The 3161-nt window shown below is 72.9% G+C and carries 4 protein-coding genes and 1 pseudogene; all 5 read right to left on the bottom strand.

What is annotated here, in order from left to right; translation table 11 throughout:
* Positions 1 to 33: 33 nt before the first annotated feature.
* Positions 34 to 1221 (bottom strand): ROK family transcriptional regulator, encoded by a 1188-nt coding sequence (locus E1285_RS44150; protein WP_207947282.1) that lies wholly within the window; start codon positions 1219 to 1221, stop codon positions 34 to 36.
* A 225-nt stretch (positions 1222 to 1446) separates the two neighbouring features.
* Positions 1447 to 2052: an ATP/GTP-binding protein gene (locus E1285_RS44145; RefSeq protein ID WP_132160871.1), complete on the bottom strand. Its 606-nt coding sequence runs from the start codon at positions 2050 to 2052 to the stop codon at positions 1447 to 1449.
* A complete protein-coding gene (locus tag E1285_RS44140; RefSeq protein WP_132160870.1) occupies positions 2033 to 2437 on the bottom strand; it encodes a DUF742 domain-containing protein in 405 nt (134 codons plus the stop codon). Before E1285_RS44140 ends, E1285_RS44145 begins: the two co-directional genes overlap by 20 nt.
* Before the next feature lies 1 nt (position 2438).
* Positions 2439 to 2885: a roadblock/LC7 domain-containing protein gene (locus E1285_RS44135; protein WP_132160869.1), complete on the bottom strand. Its 447-nt coding sequence runs from the start codon at positions 2883 to 2885 to the stop codon at positions 2439 to 2441.
* Positions 2882 to 3161: pseudogene (locus E1285_RS46265) on the bottom strand (hypothetical protein); the annotation flags it as partial. The pseudogene E1285_RS46265 and the gene E1285_RS44135, both read right to left, overlap by 4 nt.

Raw genomic sequence — 3161 nt, 5'->3', positions numbered from 1 at the left:
GGTTGGGACGGGGAGGGGCAGGGACGGGGACGGTCAGGACGCGGAGAAGACGTGGTCGCTGATGAGGCGGGCGCCGCCGACCACGCCGGCGGCCCCGGCGAGCTCGGACAGCACGATCGGGAGGTTGCCGGTCGCCAGGGGGGCGGACCGGCGGTAGACGACGCTGCGGATCTCGGCGAGCAGCGCGTGGCCGAGGCCGGCGACGCCGCCCGCGATGATGACGAGCCCGGGGTTGAAGAAGCTGACCAGCCCGGCGAGCACCTGCCCGACGTGCCGGCCGCCCGCGCGGATGATCTGCACCGAGACCGGGTCGCCCGCGGCGGCGGCCTGGGCGACGTGCTCGCCCGACAGCTCCCCGTGGGTCTCCAGCAGCGCGGCGAGCTGCGGCGACTCCCCCGACCGGGCCGCGGCCCCGGCGTCCCTGGCGAGCGCCGCGCCGCCGAAGAAGGCCTCCAGGCAGCCGGCGTTGCCGCACGCGCAGATGGGGCCGTCGTCGTCGACGCGGATGTGGCCGATGTCCCCGGCGCTGCCGGACACGCCGCGGTAGATGGCGCCGTCCACGACGATGCCGCAGCCGATACCGGTGCCGATCTTGACGAGCAGGAAGTCGTCCACCGAGCGGGCCAGCCCGGCGTGCAGCTCGCCGAGCGCCATCAGGTTCACGTCGTTGTCGACCAGCACCGGGCAGCCGAGTTCCTGGCCGATCGCCTCCCGCACCGGGAACCGGTCCCAGCCGGGCATGATCGGCGGGACGACCGGCATACCGTCCCGGAAGCTGACCGGCCCGGGGACGCCGATCCCGGTGCCGTGCACCTGCGGGATCAGGCCCTCGTCGCGCAGCTTGCCGAGCAGGTCGAGGGCTCGTTCGAGGACCACGGTGGCGCCCTGCCGGACGTCGCACTCCTCGCTGACGTGCCCGAGCACCTCCATGGCGCCGTCCGTCACCGCGACGTCGATCGAGGTGGCCCCGACGTCGAAGGCGACGAACCGCAGGTTCGGCGACAGCCGCACGATCCCGGAGCGCCGCCCGCCGCGGGACGCGGCCAGCCCCGCTCCCTCGACGAGGCCCAGCTCGACGAGCCGGTCCAGCTCCACGGCCAGCTTCGACCGCGACAGCCTGACCACGTCGCCCAGCTCGGCCCGCGAGCGCGGCCCCTCATCGCGCAGCAGCCGCAGCAGGCGTGCCTGATGCACGTTCTGCGGACGAGCCGACATGCGCATCACGCCGTCCTCTCGGGGTTCTCCGGGTCCGGACCGGCGCCGTGTGACCTCGGTCTCACGGCGGGTCCCATGGCGAGAAACGTAACCGGCTTTCGCCGCCTTGAGAAGACCTTTTCGTGATCGTGACCAAACTTTCTCCACTCAGAGGACAAAGATGATCGAGCAAAAAGCCCCTGCCCGCACGGCGGCGGACAGGGGCCTGTGGTGCCCGGGAGGGACCCGGTGCTAGTAGCTGACCGGCTGGCGGCCGCTCATCGTGCGCATGATGTGCTCGACGAGGGTGATCAACACCCGCTTGGCGTCCTCCCGGTCACGGACGTCGCACGAGATCACCGGGATGTCGGGGGCCAGGTCCAGGGCGTCGCGGACCTGCTGGGCCGTGTGGTTGCCGGCCCCTTCGAACCGGTTGACGCCGATGATGAACGGGACGCCGCGCCGCTCGAAGTAGTCGACCGAGGCGAAGCAGTCGGCGAGGCGGCGGGTGTCCACCAGGACGACCGCGCCCAGCGCGCCCTTGGCCAGCTCGTCCCACATGAACCAGAACCGGTCCTGGCCGGGCGTCCCGAACACGAACAGCACCAGGCCGTTCGGCAGGGTGATCCGCCCGAAGTCCATCGCGACCGTCGTGGTCGTCTTCGCCGCGACCGCGCTGGTGTCGTCGATCCCGATGCTCTTCTCGGTCAGGGCCTCCTCGGTCCGCAGCGGGCGGATCTCGCTGACCGCGCTCACCAGGGTCGTCTTGCCGACACCGAAACCACCGGCCACGAGAATCTTGACCGTCAGCGCGGAATCGCCTTGGGCGGCGGCCGTGTCAGAGCGCACGGATTCCATCGATCACTTCCTTGAGTACGCGCTCGCCGGGGAACTGCGCCACCGGCGCGGGGCGCCGGACCTGGATCAGCGAGTGGTCGAGCAGGTCACCGAGCAGGACACGGACGACCCCGAGGGGAAGTTCCAGATCCGACGCTATCTCGGCGACCGACAACGGGGTGCGGCAAAGCTCCAAGATCATGTGATGTTCCGGGTCCGGCGCCCACGGGGACGCCGCGAGAGCGGCGGAGTCGCCGTCCTGCGCCGGCGGCTCCACCGCGGCGATCAGCGCCACCAGATCGAACTCGACGCCGTCGTAGTGCGTCCGCCCCCCGGTGAGCGCGTACGGGCGGACGACGGGTCCCGCCGCCTCGTCGTACCAGCCGCCACCGCCTCGCCCGTCCACCTCACACGCCGCCCGGGTCGGCCGCGGCGACCCGCGGGTTGGCCGAGAGGTGCTGCCCGACCCGGGTGACGAGCATCGCCATCTCGTAGGCGATGATCCCGAGGTCGGCGTCGGCCGCGGCGAGGACGGCCAGGCAGGCGCCCTGCCCCGCGGCGGTGACGAACAGGAACGACGACTCCATCTCCACGATCGTCTGCCGGACGGGCCCGCCGCCGAACGTCTCCCCCGCCCCGCGGGCGAGGCTCTGGAAACTGGCGGCCACGGCGGCCAGGTGCTCGGACTCCTCACGGGCCAGCCCGCTCGAAGCGGCCATCTTCAGGCCGTCGCTCGACAGCACCACCGCGTTCTGCACCGGTGCGACCCGCTGCACCAGGCTGTCGAGCAGCCAGTTCAGCTCGCCGCCGGCTTGGCCCCGGGCCTCCGCGCCGGAGTGCTGGGCTCCTGTCATGGGGTGTCGTCCTCCTGGTCGGCTGGGTTCCGCGCGGTCTCCGCCTCGGCGTCGGCCGCGTCCTGCCTGCCACGCTGCCAGCCACGCTGCATGGCGGACATCATCGATCGCATCGTCTCAGGTGAGCGTGCGTCGTCGTCCGGGTTCTCCGCCGCCGGTCCGCTCCCCGGGGCGGGCGGCGCCGCGTCCGCCGGGACGGGCGCGGCGAGCGGCATCCCGGCCGGCTCGGGCGCGGGCGGCGGCCCGGCCGGCTCCGCCGGTGGCGGGGGCTCGGCG

The organism is Actinomadura sp. 7K507, from assembly GCF_004348425.1.
In the GTDB taxonomy this organism is placed as follows: Bacteria; Actinomycetota; Actinomycetes; order Streptosporangiales; family Streptosporangiaceae; genus Spirillospora.
This window is presented reverse-complemented; position numbering and strand designations above follow the sequence as displayed.

Bases quoted from the DNA above. Each gene is read 5' to 3' on its own strand.
- E1285_RS44150 (WP_207947282.1), bottom strand. From the start codon at position 1,221: ATGCGCATGTCGGCTCGTCCGCAGAACGTGCATCAGGCACGCCTGCTG.
- E1285_RS44135 (WP_132160869.1), bottom strand. From the start codon at position 2,885: ATGACAGGAGCCCAGCACTCCGGCGCGGAGGCCCGGGGCCAAGCCGGC.
- E1285_RS44145 (WP_132160871.1), bottom strand. From the start codon at position 2,052: ATGGAATCCGTGCGCTCTGACACGGCCGCCGCCCAAGGCGATTCCGCG.